At 70.0% G+C, this 12,799-nt stretch carries 9 protein-coding genes; 3 read left to right on the top strand and 6 right to left on the bottom strand.

From position 1 onward, the window contains the following. The first annotated feature begins 272 nt into the window (after nucleotides 1-272). A complete protein-coding gene (locus tag ACIA8E_RS13245) occupies nucleotides 273-4,352 on the top strand; it encodes a discoidin domain-containing protein (protein ID WP_399297481.1) in 4,080 nt (1,359 codons plus the stop codon). 118 nt (nucleotides 4,353-4,470) lie between these two features. Here ACIA8E_RS13245 and ACIA8E_RS13240 read toward each other — a convergent pair whose 3' ends face one another. Both ACIA8E_RS13240 and ACIA8E_RS13235 read right to left on the bottom strand, forming a co-directional pair. After that, on the bottom strand, nucleotides 4,471-5,238 hold the full coding sequence (locus ACIA8E_RS13240; RefSeq protein WP_399297479.1) for an NPP1 family protein: 768 nt from the start codon (nucleotides 5,236-5,238) through the stop codon (nucleotides 4,471-4,473). 408 nt (nucleotides 5,239-5,646) lie between these two features. Continuing rightward, nucleotides 5,647-6,075, bottom strand: a complete 429-nt coding sequence (locus tag ACIA8E_RS13235) for a PPOX class F420-dependent oxidoreductase (protein ID WP_399297477.1) — start codon at nucleotides 6,073-6,075, stop codon at nucleotides 5,647-5,649. Nucleotides 6,076-6,598: 523 nt separating this feature from the next. Here ACIA8E_RS13235 and ACIA8E_RS13230 point away from each other — a divergent pair. Continuing rightward, entirely contained in the window at nucleotides 6,599-7,159 is a 561-nt protein-coding gene (locus ACIA8E_RS13230; RefSeq protein ID WP_399297475.1) for a LamG-like jellyroll fold domain-containing protein, read from the top strand. A gap of 372 nt (nucleotides 7,160-7,531) precedes the next feature. After that, nucleotides 7,532-8,473: a YbhN family protein gene (locus ACIA8E_RS13225; RefSeq protein WP_399297473.1), complete on the top strand. Its 942-nt coding sequence runs from the start codon at nucleotides 7,532-7,534 to the stop codon at nucleotides 8,471-8,473. Nucleotides 8,474-8,589: 116 nt separating this feature from the next. On the opposite strand, the gene ACIA8E_RS13220 is transcribed toward ACIA8E_RS13225, so the two are convergent. The 4 genes from ACIA8E_RS13220 to ACIA8E_RS13205 form a co-directional block, all read right to left on the bottom strand. Beyond that, nucleotides 8,590-9,714 carry a glycosyltransferase 87 family protein gene (locus ACIA8E_RS13220; protein ID WP_399297471.1) on the bottom strand — a complete coding sequence of 375 codons (1,125 nt, stop codon included), beginning with the start codon at nucleotides 9,712-9,714 and terminating at the stop codon, nucleotides 8,590-8,592. Next, a complete protein-coding gene (gene mptB / locus ACIA8E_RS13215) occupies nucleotides 9,711-11,069 on the bottom strand; it encodes a polyprenol phosphomannose-dependent alpha 1,6 mannosyltransferase MptB (RefSeq protein ID WP_399297469.1) in 1,359 nt (452 codons plus the stop codon). Before mptB ends, ACIA8E_RS13220 begins: the two co-directional genes overlap by 4 nt. 348 nt (nucleotides 11,070-11,417) lie before the next feature. Further along, nucleotides 11,418-12,062: an HAD family hydrolase gene (locus ACIA8E_RS13210; RefSeq protein ID WP_399297467.1), complete on the bottom strand. Its 645-nt coding sequence runs from the start codon at nucleotides 12,060-12,062 to the stop codon at nucleotides 11,418-11,420. A gap of 119 nt (nucleotides 12,063-12,181) precedes the next feature. After that, nucleotides 12,182-12,616, bottom strand: coding sequence for a Fur family transcriptional regulator (locus ACIA8E_RS13205; protein WP_399297465.1), 435 nt, complete (start codon nucleotides 12,614-12,616; stop codon nucleotides 12,182-12,184). Nucleotides 12,617-12,799 lie beyond the last annotated feature (183 nt).

The following is a 12,799-nucleotide window of genomic DNA, read 5'->3' as shown; positions in this document are numbered from 1 at the left end:
TGACGACCCGCACGGCAACCGGACGCACCTCTTTGCCGACCGCCCGGGACGTCGCCACCGCGGCCGAGGTTCTGGCAAATCCCATATCCCGCACCGCCCGCACCGCCCGCACCGCCGAGCAGATCGGGCCGGTCTCCCAGATTCCATGAACCGGACATCCTGCCGACTCTTGACAGAATCCTCACCGGATTACAGCCTATGGCAACGTTGTCAGGCGGGCCGTGCAGGCCGCCTGCTCTTGAGGGATTCACCTGAAACGGATTACGTCACTCATGCCTGACCAGTCATCTCTCCCTTCCCGCAGAACGGTTGTCGCGACCGGCTCCACACTGCTCGCAAGCCTCGGGCTCGGGGTCGCGCTCCCCGGTACGAGCCACGCGGCCGGGTCCGCGATCTCCACCGGCGGCGCAACCCGTTCCCGGGGCGAACTCGCCGTGTACCGCCCGGTCGAGGTGTCGTCGGTCGACTACGCCCCCACACCGGGTGAGTTCGTGGTGGACAGGCTCAACTCCACCGGCGTGAAGGGCAGCGGGTGGCGCGCCGCCGGCGGCGACCCGCAGTGGATCTCCGTCGACCTCCAGTCCGAGTGCGAGGTCGACTCGCTGCGGCTGACGTTCGAAGCCACCAAGGACGACCCCGTCTTCACGCCGTCCACCAGCGGCAATCCGCGTGACAGCACGACCGGCCGGGAGATCCTGTCCAGCTGCGCGGTGGCGTTCACCATCGAGACGTCGCGGGACCGCCGTGTGTGGACCACGGTGTACCGGACCGCCTCCGGCGTCGGCGGGGTGGTGGAGATCGAGCTGGAAAGTCCCTCCACAGCACGCTGGGTGCGGATGACCGTGACGAAGAGGTCGAACTCCAACCCGCTGGGTCTCAACGGCTTCGAGGTGTACGGCACGGCCAAGGGCCACCGGCCCGCCGCCACCGGGTGGACCGACTGGGGCACGCACAACCACGAGGCACCCGCGCTGAAGGTCGCCGGCGACGGTACGGTCGCGCTGGAGTCGGGCTGGACCCTGACGATGGACGACTGGGCCGGCGCCGAGGGCGCCGAACTGTCCCTGCCCTCGGTGGACACCAGCCGCTGGCTGCCCGCGACCGTGCCGGGTACGGTGCTCGGCTCCCTCGTGGACCAGGGCCACCTGCCCGACCCGGTCTCGGGGATGAACAACCTCCACATCCCGGAGGCCCTGTCGCGCCACGCGTGGTGGTACCGGCGCGGCTTCCGTCTGCCGCGCGGCCTGCGCACCGGCTCGGGGCGCCATGTCTGGCTGGAGTTCGACGGCGTCAACCACAAGGCCGACATCTGGCTCAACGGGAAGCAGGTGGGCGGCCTGACGTACCCCTTCGCCCGCTCCGCCCACGATGTGACGCGCCTGCTGGCGTCCGGCGGCGAGCAGGCGCTGGCCGTACGGATCACACCGATGCCCTTCCCCGGCAGCCCCGGGGACAAGAGCGAGGCGGGCCTGGCCTTCGTGGACGCCGGTGCCACCATGATGAACCGCAACTCGCCCACGTACCTGGCCGCCTCCGGCTGGGACTGGATGCCGGCCGTACGCGACCGCGTCTCCGGCATCTGGAACCATGTGCGGCTGCGCTCGACGGGGCACGCGGTCATCGGCGACCCGCGGGTCGACACCACGCTCCCCCACCTGCCCGACACCGGCACTGCCGAGGTGACGATCGTGGTGCCGGTGCGCAACGCCGATTCCGCCGAGCGGCGCGTGACGGTCACCGCGTCGTTCGACGACGTGCGGGTCTCGCGGACCGTCACCGTGCCGGGTGGTGAGAGCACCGACGTGATCTTCGCGCCCTCCGACCACGCGCAGCTGCGGCTGCGCAACCCCGAGCTGTGGTGGCCCAACGGCTACGGCGAGCCGGCCCTGCACGACCTCACGCTCGTCGCATCGGTCGACGGCGAGGAGAGTGACCGGCGCACCACACGCTTCGGCATCCGCCAGTTCGGTTACGAGTACGCGGTGCCGCTGCCCTTCGACGGCGGGACCAACTCCTACACGCAGTCGGTGGAACTGGGTCCCAGAAAGGCGCGGTACGTGCGGATCAGGTGCCTGACCCGCACCACGGACTGGGGTTCGTCGCTGTGGGGCCTCTCGGTGATCGACAGCGCCGCGCCCGGTACCGACCTGGCCCTGCACAGGACCGCCACCGCCTCGACCGTGGACGAGCCGGGCCACGAAGCCGCCAATGTCACGGACGGGGACGCGAAGACGCGATGGTCGTCGGCGTTCGAGGACGACCAGTGGATCCAGGTGGACCTCGGCGAGTCGGTCTCCTTCGACCGGGTGGAGCTCGCCTGGGAGCAGGCGTACGCCAAGACGTACGTGGTGCAGATCTCCGCCGACGGCGACACCTGGACAGATGCGGAGTCCGTCGACAACTCAGCGGTGCCGCTGCCGTTCCAGAACGCCAACGCGAGCCTGCAGAGCGTGGATCTCGGCCACCGCACGGCACGGTATGTGCGGCTCAACGGCGGTGAGCGGGCGACAAGTTGGGGGACGTCGCTGTGGAGCCTGTCGGTGGTCGACAGCGGGACGCCCGGCACCGACCTGGCCCTGCACAGGACCGCCACCGCCTCGACGGAAGACGGCTCCAACACGGCGCAGAACGCCACCGACGGCAAGCCCGACACTCGCTGGTCCTCAGCGTACGAGGACAACCAGTGGATCCAGGTGGACCTCGGCGCGTCCGTCTCCTTCGACCGCGTCGTCGTCGTGTGGGAGTCGGCCTACCCCAAGACGTACGCCGTCCAGATCTCCGACGACGGGGACACCTGGACGGACGTGAAGTCCGTCGACAACACCCCGGAACCGCTGAAGATCAGCGTGAATGGCGTGCGGATCTTCTGCCGGGGCGGCAACTGGGGCTGGGACGAGTTGCTGCGCCGGATGCCCGCCGAGCGGATGGACACGGCGGTGCGGATGCACCGGGACATGAACTTCACCATGATCCGCAACTGGCTCGGCAGCAGCAACAGGGAGGAGTTCTTCGCCAGTTGTGACGCGTACGGAATGCTCGTGTGGAACGACTTCCCGAACGCGTGGGCCATGGACCCACCGGACCACGACGCCTTCAACAGCCTGGCACGGGACACCGTACGGCGCTACCGTATCCACCCCTGCGTCGTCGTCTGGTGCGGTGCCAACGAGGGCAACCCGCCCGCGGCGATCGACACCGGCATGCGCGAGGCAGTCCGGTCGGACGCCCCCGGTGTCTTCTACCAGAACAACTCGGCCGGCGGCATCATCTCCGGCGGCGGCCCCTACGGCTGGGTGGAGCCGGAACGCTACTTCTCCCGGTCCACCTACGGAGGCGGCCACTTCGGCTTCCACACCGAGATCGGCATGCCCGTGGTGTCCACTGCGGAGAGCATGCGCAGCCTCGTCGGCGACGAGCCCGAGTGGCCGATCGGTGACGCGTGGTACTACCACGACTGGAGCACCAGGGGGAACCAGGCTCCGCAGAACTACCGTGCCGCAATCGAGGCCCGACTCGACACGGCCGACGGCCTGGACGACTTCGCGCGTAAGGCACAGTTCGTCAACTACGAGAACACCCGGGCGATGTTCGAGGCCTGGAACGCCAATCTGTGGAAGGACGCCAGCGGCCTGATGCTCTGGATGTCCCACCCGGCCTGGCACAGCACCGTATGGCAGACCTACGACTACGACTTCGATGTCAACGGCACCTACTACGGGGCGCGCAAGGCCTGCGAGGCCGTCCATGTGCAGGCCGACCCGCAGAAGTGGGAGGTCGTCGCGGTCAACCACACGGCGCGCGGCCTGAAGGCTGTGACCGTCACGGCCCGGCTCTTCGACCTGAACGGGCGGCAGCTCGGGTCCACCCACCGTACGAAGGTGGATGTCGCCTCCTCGGGCACGGCACCGGCGTTCACGGCCGCCTTCGGGAAGGATCTGCCCGGCCTGCACCTACTGCGGCTGACCCTGGAGGACAGCCGTGGCAGAACCCTGTCGGAGAACACGTACTGGCGCTACCGCGAGACAGCCGACATGAAGGCGCTCAACAAGGCCAGGACCGTCAAGGTCACCGCCGACCTCGGCCACGTCTCCCGGTCGGGGACGCGCCGCACGATGACCGCGACCATACGCAACCGGGGCTCGGCGGTCGCATCGATGGTGCGGCTGTCCTTGCTGGACGCCGACGACGGCGGGCGCGTGCTGCCGACGCTCTACAGCGACAACTACGTGTGGTTGCTGCCCGGGGAGTCGCGCACGGTGACGCTCTCCTGGCCCGCGGAGGCGCTGCGGTCGGGGCGGCCCGCGCTGCTGACCGAGGGATACAACAGCGCGCGAACCGTGACACACGCGTAGCGTCTGCGGTGGGGCCCGCCACTTCCGCGGCCGGCCCCACCGCCGCCGACGCCCGCCCGTCCCTACTCACCGTTGGGGTTCTGGAGCGCGTCGGTCAGGATCTGCCCCCGCCCGCCCGTCAGGCGTTGGGGTCGAATGAGATGTTGGCCGGCTTGGCCTTTTCGAGGTGGTAGTTGAAATTGCCGTCCTTGAGGCCGAAGACGGCGCTACCGAAGTCGGCCTGACTCAGCTTGTCCCGCAGGCCCGCGGGGAAGCCGTTCCAGCCGACCAGGCTGGGGAACTGCCACGCGTGGTAGTGATTCTCCGGCGGCTCGTCACCCGAATTCGCGGGCCGGAAGCAGTGCGTGCTCACGCCGTCCTTGTGGTAGACGACCTTGGGATGCGTTCCGTCCCACTGGATCTGGTCACGGCCGTAGACGTTGAAGTTGCCGTGGGCGGAGGTGGATACGTAGCGGACCTCGTTGTCCTGCACCCACACCACGACGTGCTCCCAGTCGTGCCTGTGCCCGCCGAGCCCGCTGCCGGCCACGGCCTGGTCCTTCTCGAAATAGAGTCCGTACATGATGGCGCACCAGCCGTTGTTGCACTTGTAGCGGGCGTATCCGTTGGTGTTGTCGAGGTCCCAGGAGTCACGACACTGACCGTTGACGGCCCCGGTGGTGTTGAGGCCGGGGGCTATGGTCCCGTCGGGGCCGATGGCGGGAGTGGGGTAGCAGCCGTCCGTGTCGTAGTCGAAGGCTGGTTGGAACGTCTGCTCCAGTCCGTCCGCGTTCGCGGGCAGAGCGGTGGGCGGGGCAGCGAGAGCGCTACCGGGAACAGCGATCACCAGCGCGATGGCGCTGCCGACGACGAGCGAGATCTTGCGGGCCCGTGCTCTGTATTTCACTGCGTCCTCCTGGTCGACGCGTGGCGGGGGCACGCGACTGTGATTGGCATGCCCATCACAATCAGGTTGAATCGCGAGGCGACCGGGCCGAACGCCGTCAGGTGACGAAGCGATGAAGGGTCGGCCAATACACGGGGAGTGAGCCGGCCAAGAGGTGCCTGGCGGGCACGGTGCCCGGGCAGGCGGGGCGGCCACATCGACCACCGGGCCCGTGTCGGAGATCGGTACGTGGGCGCTGGGCAACCACCTACGAGGGGCTGAAGGTGGTGTGGGAGGTGACCATCGGCGAGAAGGCCGGCCGGACAACGTCGTGGAATCCGACGCGGTCCCGGACAAGGGCATCCTCACCGGCGACGGCGTCCACTGACCACGACACGCCGCCGCGATGCCCACCCCGAGAGCGGTCCTTCAGTCGATGATGCCCGACATCGCGAGCACCTTGTCGATCCGTACCCGGACGAGGAGTTGGCCGGGGACGCCGTTGCGGGCGCCGTATTCCTCTGCCCGGTCGGCGCCCACATATCGGGCCGCGATCCGGGTCGCCCACTCCCGGACCTGCGGGAGGGCGTCGCTGAACTCCGCATGACCTTGCAGCACCGCGTACCCGAACGGCGGCCGCTCATCGTCCACGCACAGCGCGACCCGGCCGTCCCGGGCGAGGTTGCGGCCCTTGACCGTGTTCTGACCGGTGTTGAACACCAGCTCGTCGCTGTCGAGCAGGAACCAGACGGGGGCGATGTGCGGGCTGCCGTCCGCACGGACGGTGGAGAGCTTGCCGGTTCGGGTGCCGGACATGACGAATGCGCGCCACTCGGCGTCGCTCATCTTCTGTGCCATGGCCGCATGCTGCCTGATGGAAGGCCGGCTGACGGGAACTGACGCGCGGCCCGGCCCTTTCCCTCCATGCGGCCCAGCTACTGATCCACTTTCGATACACGCTCCGGAGATCACCGAACACCGCGACGACGCGCAGGGTCACCGGCACCGCGCGTATGGCCGCCGTCTTCGTCAGGGCCCCGTGCTCGGGCCCTTTGCCGACGTCGGCTGGTGGAGCTTCTCGGCTTCGCAGTCATGACGGCCCGACTCAGCGGCCTGCCCGCACTCTGCCGTTCCGCCGTAGGCCGGCCGGCACCTGCGCCCGGCAGGGCTGATGGCACCCGGCCGTCCGCCGGATGCCGGGTACGCACCGTTCGGATGCCCGGTACGCACCGTTCGCCCACCCACGGTGGCTGTCCGCCCGCCATTCCCCGCCCGAAGGCGTCCGCCATCCGGCCCTTTTGGTTTAGACCACCTTCACCGTCCGGCTATCAGCGATCAGCATCATCCCTGCTGTCATACGGGGGTAGTTCAGGGAGATCGCATGAGCAGAACCAGTCATCCCGGACCGGGTCGCCGCAGCCTGCTGCAGGCGGCGCTGGCCGTACCGGCGGTCGGAGCGGCCGGCACGGTGCTGGGCACGCAGTCCGCACGCCGCGGTGCCCGCGGCCACCGCGGAACCGGCAGTGCCGGCACCAGCTGGGAGGGCCGTAACGGCGACGCCGGAAAAACCACCGGCTGGTCGACGGAAGAGCCCACCTGCAGCCTCAATGTCACGCCTGAGCGCTTCCTGCAGTTCGTGCTCTACCCGCACGTCCAGGACGCCGACCCGACTTCATGGAGCCATGCGCTGCCCGTGGGCCGCTGGGCCCACATCGCGGTCGTCAACAACGGTCACCGCACGGTGATGTACGTCGACGGGTCGAAGATCGCCCGGAACCCGTCCCAGCCCGCCACCGGCATCGCGACGCTCGGGAAGCCGTTCGTCATCGGCGGCACCCAGTTCGCCGAGCAGTTCGGCCAGAGCTTCTACGGCTGGATCGGCGACACCCGCATCGTGGACCGGGCGCTGACGCCGAAGGACTTCATGGCCCCGTTCGCGTAACCGACCGCAGGGGGCGGCCGGACGGCCGCCTGAGTCCGGTGCCCGGCCCGGGAGCCACGCGGTTGTCGCTCCCGGGCCGTGTTGTGCGTCCTCCGGCCGGTGGGCCGTGGGGTGGTGCGAGGGAACCGTCGGCCGGGGTATCCGACCGCCGACAGGGCACGTGGTCGCGGCCCCACCCGCATTCCGGCGGGCACCGGGGCAGGCCGGCGACGACCGGAGCCACCGCCGCCTACGCGGTTCCGGCCTCCCTCCCGGCCACCGCCCCGTCCACCGGGCGTCGGCCGCACGACGCCGGAACGTCGTGCACGCCGTGGACACTATCGGCGAGCCCGCTCCCGACGGGTGCACGACGAGCAGGGACGACCGAGACCGATGGCCCTACCCCGCATGCCGTTCCTGCGCCGGATCGCCTGTCTGATCCCGATCACTGTCATCGGCGTCCTGGTGGCACTGAACTGGCCGCTCATCACCTCCGGCGGCCGCGGCCTTCTCAGCGCCAACCTCTACTGGCTGCTGGCCGCGCTGGCAGTCACCGCGCTGGGCTGGGTCGCGGTGTCCTTCGCGCGTCAGGGCGCGGTGCTCGAACCGCTCCCCGCCGGACGGCTGTTCGCCACCCAGTTCGCCTCGGGTGCCGCCAACCACCTCCTGCCGGCCGGATTGGGCGCGGGCGCGGTCAATCTGCGTTTCCTCAGGGGCTGCGGGATCCCGCAGCCCCGGTCCTCGGCCGCACTGGCGTTGTACCTGCTGGCGGAGGCGGCGGTCCGGGTCGTGCTCCTGCTCACCCTTCTGACCGCCTTCCCCGACGCGCTCCGGCTGGACGACCTCGTCCCGAAAGCGGCTGCCCTCCCGCTCGTGTGGGCGGCGGGCGGGCTGGTCTGCACGGCAGTGCTCGCGCTGGTCGTCATACGCCCGCTCCGCAGGGTCATCGGCGCCTTTCTCGGCACCGCTCTGACCGACGCGCGTGCGCTGCATGCCAGGCCCGCCCGGGCGCTCGCCCTGTGGGGCGGCTCATTGGCCTTCCCCGTCCTGCAGGCCGCCGGACTGGTCGCGGTCGCGCTGGCCGTCGACGTACCGGTACCCATGATCCATGTCGCGATCGCATATCTCGCCGCCAGCATCGCGGCCGCCGCCGTGCCGACGCCCGGTGGCATCGGCTCCGTCGACACGGCGCTGGTCGTCGCTCTCGTCGCCGCCGGGGCTTCGGTCACCGCCGCCGGCTCCGTGGTCCTGGGCTACCGCATCATCACGGTATGGCTACCGCTGATCCCCGGGGCGCTGGTGCTCGGCGCCCTGGTGCGCTCGAAGGTGGTCTGAAAGCGGGTCGTGCGACCGTGAGTTCCGGCCCACGGCAGGCGGAGCGGCCGCGAAGTCCCCGTCAGCCGGACCGGGGCCACCGAGGAGCACGTGGCCCCGAGGGCGAGCCGGCCGGCTCAGGGCGCTGCTTCCAGGCCCGGTTCATCCGCTCGGCTGCACGACGGAAGCCGGGACGTCGCTTGCGGCCACAGCGCCAGCAGACCCAGGCAGATCCATACGTACGCGCTCCCGCCGAGGAAACCGTCCACGCCGGACGCGTCATCACGCCACAGCCACACAACACTGCTGCACAGCACCACGTACAGGGCTGCGGCAACAGCGCGATGGCCGTATCTGACGAGCAGCGCAAGGGCGGGCACCGCCCACACCAGGTGGTGCACCCAGGTCACCGGGCTGACCAGGCATGCCGCCAGGCCGGTGAGCGCCATCCCGGCCTCGTCGTCACCGGCCGCGGTCGCCCGGCGCACTCGGGACGCCCACAGGACGAGCACCGCGAGCACGGCCAGCACCCACACCGGGCGGCCCGCGCCCAGCCGGGCCAGCGCGCCCTGGAGCGACTGGTTGGACACGTAGTCCAAGGCGCCGACCCGGTGTGTGTCCCACAGCGCCCGGGTCCAGAACACCCACGACGCGCGTGGCGCCGCCAGCACACCGATCACGGTCGCTGCCGCCGCCGTACCCATGGCGACGGCAGCGGCCCGGCGGCGGCCGGTGAGGAGCAAGTACCCGATGAAGATCCCAGGCGTGAGCTTGAACGCCGTCGCCAGGCCGATGCCGACGCCTGCGAAACGGCCGCGCCCGCCGTCCGCGTACACCAGCGCCATCAGCAGCAGATTGACCTGGCCCAGACTGAAGGTGTCCCGCACCGGTTCCAGCATCACGAAGAGGCACGCGGTCGCCACCAACCCGCCTCGCCCCAAGGGAAGTTCGCGCAGCGGACCATGCAACAGCAGCACGGACGCGGCCGCGCTGAGCAGCACGCCGCCCACCACCGCGCCGGTGTGCCCGACCAGGAGCATGGGCAGCATGCAGACGGCGGCGAAGGGCGGGTAGGTGAAGCCGTATCCGGTTCCGGGCAGCAGGTAGTCGTAGATCCGGCCGTCGTGCCGGATCCAGTCGTCGACGGTCCCGTAGTAGACGTTCAGGTCGAACCAGCCCCGGTAGTACGGCACCGTCACCATGAAGAGCGCGGCGCCGACGACCGGGACCACCGTGCGGAGGAGTTGCTGCGACCGGGTCACAGCAACGTTCCCGGGGCGTCGGCGGCCTGCGGCCGGGCCGCTGCCCGCCAGGTCAACAGGGCCAGCACCGCCAGTCCGCCGCCACTCACCGCGAGCACCAACTGCCTTACGTCCGGGGCGAAACCGTCCGGGAGGACGACGAGGGCGAGCACACAACTGCCGACGGCGGCCCAGCGGCGCACCCGGCCGCGCGGTGCGGCGGCCGCGATAGGGAACAGCGCCCAGAGCACGTACCAGGGGCGGATCGCGGGGCCGAGCAGGGCGACAGCGGCCAGGCCGAGTCCGAGGGCGTACACCGGGCCGAGCACGTGGCGGTGGCGCCAGACCAGGAGCAGTACGACAGCGATCGCGGCGACACCGAGGAAGCGCCAGGCGAGCACGTCACCGGTGAGGCGCCCGAGAGTACCGGTGAGGGACCAGTTGTGGGCGGAGACGGGGGTGCCGAGGGCGCCGATCCAGCCGTAGCCGGTGCCGGTGGCAGCGGTGGCGGCCACCGTGGTCGCCACCGCGACGGCAAGGGTGGCAAGTCCGGTCCTGACCAGCCTGGCGCGCCCCTGCAACCGGTACGACCAGATCGACGCGACCGCGAACAGCCCCAGCGCCGCAGGCACCTTCACCAGCGCTGCAAGTGTGACCAGCACCGCGGCCGTCACCGGCCACCGCCCGGACGCCGCCGCCAGCCCTGCGCAGAGCAGCCCCACCATCACTGCGTCGTTGTGCGCGCCCGCGACGAGGTGCAGCAGGAGCAGCGGGTTGAGCGCGCCCAACCAGAGCGCGGCCGACCGGTCGGTGCCACAGCGCCCAGCGAGCACCAGCAGGAAGGCGATCATCAGGGCGACGCCTGACAGCGCCACCAGCCGCATGCCGACTATCCCGAGCGGTACCGCCGCCCTGGCCACGAGCAGGAATACCGGGCCGTACGGCGTCGGCGTGTGCTGCCAGATCGGCGGTACCTCGGCGGCCAGCGGCCCGCCGAGCCGGTCGGCGCCGTGTGCGTACACGTCCATGTGCGCAGCGGCCATCGTGCCCTGCACCAGATAGCTGTAGACGTCCCTGCTGAACAGCGGCGGCCCCAGCACCAGCGGCACCGCCCAGATCCCCAGCGTCACCAACAGGAACCGCTCCCCCGGTGGTTCGGGCCCGCGCACCGCTCGCCCCAGCCACCACCACGCGGCGACCAGCAGCACCAGCCCGAAGTACGCACCGGCGAGCCCCAGTCGCCCGCCGTACGGCCCTACCGCGTCCCGCACCGGCAACGCCCCTGCAGTCAGCCCGCCCACCGCGACCGCGACCGAGCCCACGAACCCGAGCCACCGGCAGCGGCGCGGGTCGGTGATCACGTCCGGTACCAGCATGCGCGCACGGTAGCCCTGACCGGGCCACCGGCAGCCGACCGCCAGGGAGACAAAATCCGGACGGCCGGTGAAAACCCCGGTCTCCAAGGCCCTCGACCTGCATCGGCACCACCGGGCGCCTCCACCACGTCCGGAGGTTCAGCCGCGCCGGGCGCACGAGGCGGCTCGCGCAGGATCGGCGCCCGCGTACCGGCCGCCCCGGGCAGACGCTGTCGAGCCGTACGGGGGCGGCCGACGCTGCGCCGGTGGGCGATGCGTTTGCCTACCGCACCTGCTGTGCGGCTGCGCCGCGGATACACGGACGCCCCCATCTGAACGCAAGTTCTCAGGTGGGGGCGTCCGGTTGCGTCACTCGCTGACGATGGCGGTCAGGTCCGTGAGCGAGTTGATGCACCAGTCCGCAGCCGCAATGACGTCCGGGTCGTCACCCCACCAGTTGCCCCACGGGCCGCGGCGAATGTGGGCAACCCGCAGCCCGGCCGCCTTGGCGGGGAAGACGTCGTTCACAGGGTGGTCACCGACGTACACCGTCTTGTGAGCAGCAGCACCGGACTCCTGCAGAACCCGCTGGAAGAATGCCGGATCAGGCTTCGCGACCCCCCATTCCGCCGAGGTGACGACGAGGTCCGCGGGCAGGTCCAGGGCACGCAGCAAGATGCCGGCCCTCTCGCTCTGGTTCCCGGCGACGAGGACGCGGACGCGGAGCTTGCGAAGTCCCGCGAGGGCCGGCCGAACATCCGGGTAGAGGTCCGTCTCGTCGAGGTGCTCACCCCGGCCGGCAGCTTCGCGCGCACGGTACTCGGCGCCTACGTCGATGTCGGGGCGGAGGATCCGCAACGCGTCGGTGTTGTCGCGGCCTTGGGTGACGACGGCCCCGACGAGAGCGCTGACGGTGTGCCGTGGGACGTCGAGCCACTCCGCCCAGGACTGCCAGTACCGGTCGTCTCTGATGAGGGTTTCGCCGACGTCGAAGACGATGGTCTCAATCACCATGCCGACCTTACGCGTAGTGCATGGTCCACAGCCGTCCCCCGGCCAAGCCACCGGCAACAACGGCGCAGTCCGGCTCCATGCCACGTCCGTCCGTCGACGTACCACGACCCGCCACAAGATCAATGATCAGACACGGCCGGGGCGCACGACGGACACAACCCGCGGTAGGTGACCTCGACCTTGGACACCGTGAAGCCGAACCGCTCCTCCGCCGGAAGGTCGGTCAGCGGATCGCCGGTCGGGTGGACATCGCGGATGATGCCGCAGCTGGAGCACACCAGGTGCTGGTGCGGGTGCTGCGCATTGGGGTCGTAACGCTTTGCGCGGCCGTCAGTGGAGAACTCCACGACCTCGCCGAGAGCGACCAGTTCGCCCAGGGCGTTGTAGACGGTCGCCCGGGATATCTCGGGCAGCCGCTGTACCGCACGGGCGTGCACCTCGTCGGCCGTGAGATGCACGTGTTCACCATCGAGGACCTCCGCAACGACACGCCGCTGGGAGGTCATCCGCCAGTCACGCCCTCGCAGTCGCAGTCGCTCCAGCAGGTCACTCATATCGGTTCACCTGTTCAGGTTCGTGGATACCCGAAGTTGCCGGCGCATGTCCGGGTTCCTGCTGGATATGGGTTTGGCGCGCTTCTTGACTTGGATTCTGTCCATTGTAGGATCGGTTTCGTTGATAGCCAAGGGACAGGAAGACTCCAGTACCGCAGGAGAAAGAGCCGTGACGGATCACCC

It is taken from the genome of Streptomyces sp. NPDC051664 (assembly GCF_044453545.1).
In the GTDB taxonomy this organism is placed as follows: Bacteria; Actinomycetota; Actinomycetes; order Streptomycetales; family Streptomycetaceae; genus Streptomyces.
The sequence above is the reverse complement of the archived record's forward strand: the minus strand, read 5'-3'. Positions and strand labels throughout refer to the sequence as shown.

Bases quoted from the DNA above. Each gene is read 5' to 3' on its own strand.
- ACIA8E_RS13245 (WP_399297481.1), top strand. From the start codon at position 273: ATGCCTGACCAGTCATCTCTCCCTTCCCGCAGAACGGTTGTCGCGACC.
- ACIA8E_RS13235 (WP_399297477.1), bottom strand. From the start codon at position 6,075: ATGGCACAGAAGATGAGCGACGCCGAGTGGCGCGCATTCGTCATGTCC.
- ACIA8E_RS13230 (WP_399297475.1), top strand. From the start codon at position 6,599: ATGAGCAGAACCAGTCATCCCGGACCGGGTCGCCGCAGCCTGCTGCAG.
- ACIA8E_RS13225 (WP_399297473.1), top strand. From the start codon at position 7,532: ATGGCCCTACCCCGCATGCCGTTCCTGCGCCGGATCGCCTGTCTGATC.
- mptB (WP_399297469.1), bottom strand. From the start codon at position 11,069: ATGCTGGTACCGGACGTGATCACCGACCCGCGCCGCTGCCGGTGGCTC.
- ACIA8E_RS13210 (WP_399297467.1), bottom strand. From the start codon at position 12,062: ATGGTGATTGAGACCATCGTCTTCGACGTCGGCGAAACCCTCATCAGA.
- ACIA8E_RS13205 (WP_399297465.1), bottom strand. From the start codon at position 12,616: ATGAGTGACCTGCTGGAGCGACTGCGACTGCGAGGGCGTGACTGGCGG.